This window comes from Streptomyces sp. MnatMP-M17 (assembly GCF_900091995.1).
In the GTDB taxonomy this organism is placed as follows: domain Bacteria; phylum Actinomycetota; class Actinomycetes; order Streptomycetales; family Streptomycetaceae; genus Streptomyces.
Genome location: NZ_FMDK01000362.1, coordinates 1 through 2,144, shown reverse-complemented (window position 1 = coordinate 2,144; position 2,144 = coordinate 1). Strand labels below are relative to the sequence as shown.

The 2,144-nt window shown below is 69.2% G+C and carries 2 protein-coding genes; both read right to left on the bottom strand.

The features are described from left to right. Window positions 1–171 precede the first annotated feature (171 nt). The gene (locus GA0115259_RS16895; protein ID WP_093597352.1) at window positions 172–885 is read right to left on the bottom strand and encodes a dienelactone hydrolase family protein; all 714 of its coding nucleotides are present in this window, start codon (window positions 883–885) and stop codon (window positions 172–174) included. A gap of 198 nt (window positions 886–1,083) precedes the next feature. Then, window positions 1,084–2,144: acyltransferase family protein (locus GA0115259_RS16890; RefSeq protein WP_107469203.1), on the bottom strand; the 1,061-nt coding region annotated here is incomplete at its 5' end.

Sequence of the window (2,144 nt, the reverse complement as noted above, 5' to 3'; positions counted from 1 at the left end):
TCGCCGGGATCGGCGGCTCGCTGATGGGCCGTCACCGGCCGAGGCTGCCCTTCCTCGCGGCGATCCTGGTCGCCGGCGTCGATGTCGCGCTGCTGCTGTGGCAGGGAACGGCTCTCTCCTGAGACGACCGCGGTCGGCAGCGGTCCATCGGCGTCGTTCAGCCGGTGGCGTTCAGCCGGTGGCGGCGGACGGAGCGAGCCGGTCGCGGAGAAAGGCGATCGTACGCTCCCACGCCAGTTCCGCCTCCTTGGCGCGGTACACCTGAGGCCGGGTGTCATTGAAGAAGGCGTGTCCCGCGCCCGGATACAGCCTGAAGTCCGGCACGATGCCGGACTCGGCCTCGATCGTGGCCCGGAGCCGGTCCAGCGTCTCGGGCGGCACGGTGTGGTCGTCCTCGCCGTAGTGGCCGAGGATCTCCGCCCTGAGACGCGAGAAGTCCGGCATGCCGTCCTGGATGACGCCATAGAACGGTACGGCGGCGGAGACCCGCTCGTCGACGGCGGCGAGCTGGAGAACGAATCCGCCGCCCATGCAGAAACCGACGGCACCGACCGTGTCACTGTCCGTCCCGGGCCGCGAAAGTAGATGGTCGACCGCGCCGGAGAGCAGTTCGACGCCTCGCTCGGTGGGCAGCTGGGACATCATCCGCAGCGCCTCGTCGGAGTCGTGGGCGACCCGGCCGCCGTACAGATCGGGAGCGAGCGCGACAAAGCCCGCCTGCGCGAAGCGGTCGGTGACGTCCTTGATATGAGCGGTCAGTCCCCACCACTCCTGGATGACGATGACGCCGGGACCGTGTCCGGCGGGTGGCATGGCGAGATAGCCGTACGCGGTGGCTCCGGCGCTCGGGAACGAGACGTTCTGGAAAGTGGGATCGGTGGCCATGAGCGGCGCTCCTCAACGGTGACGGGTGACACCGGGACCGGATGGCCGGTGACACCAAGATCGTAAGGGCGCGGGCACGTGGCGGCGGTGCCGGACTGAAACGCTGTGCCGCTGAGACGCTGAGACGTCGTACGCGACAGGGCGGTGGCCGCACCTGGCCACCGCCCCGCACAGGCGTCCCCGGACCGGACCGAGGCGTCAGCTCTTGGATGGCTCCTTCGCGGGCTCCTTCTTGAAGGCCCAGGCCATCTCCGGCTCCAGGGCGAACCGGAAGATCCGTTGGACCGGTCGCGTACAGAGCAGGGTGACGACCACGGCGGCGAGGATCGAGATGAAGACCGCGCCGACGGGCCGGTGCAGCCACTCCGCGTCGTACCAGCCCCAGATGCTCGCGCTCTTGGCGAGGAATCCGTGCAGCAGATAGCCGCAGAGCGTGCCGGCTCCCAGGGCCGTGACCCAGAGCCGCCGGCCGGGCACCCAGGCGAAGAAGCAGGCGGTCAGGACAAGGGAGCAGCCGAAGAGCGCGAAGGTCATCAGCACGCCGGTCCACCAGGGCGCGCCCAGTTCCTGCGCGCTGTCACGGTGGAAGAACCACGCCATGTTCATCCGTACGACGGCCCAGTAGGCGAAGACGACGGCGAGGGCGAAGACCGGCACGGCGGCGATCCGCACCGCGCGGCGGCGGACGAGCTGGAAGTGCTCGCGCTTCAGCACCATGCCGAGGACGAAGAACGGCAGGAACTGAAGGAGCCGCTGAAGATCGAGGTCGTCGCCGATCTGCGGTGAGGTGGTGGCCAGCGCGGCGATCGCCAGGGCGAGCGGCAGCGGCCAGCGGACCAGCCGCCAGATGGGCGCCGTCATCCGCCAGACGAACAGCGCGAGCAGGAACCAGGTCAGATACCACGGGTCGAGCAGACTGACCGGCATGTCCGGATCGTCCGCGGCCCAGCGGTGGAAGAGGCTGTAGGCGACCTCGAAGACGATGTACGGGACTGCGACGCCCGTGATCAGCCGGCGCACGCGGTCGGGCCGGAAGTCGAAACTCCGGGAGAAGTGGCCGGAGATGATGATGAACGCCGGCATGTGGAAGGTGTAGACGACGATATAGAGCGCCGAGACCGCACGGCTGCCGCCTCGCAGTGGCTCCCACGCGTGCGCGATGGCGACCAGGACGATCGCCACATATTTGGCGTTGTCGAAGAAGGCGTCCCGGCTCCTGGCCCCCGGAGCCGCCGTGGCGGCAGCCGTCGGCGGCTGCG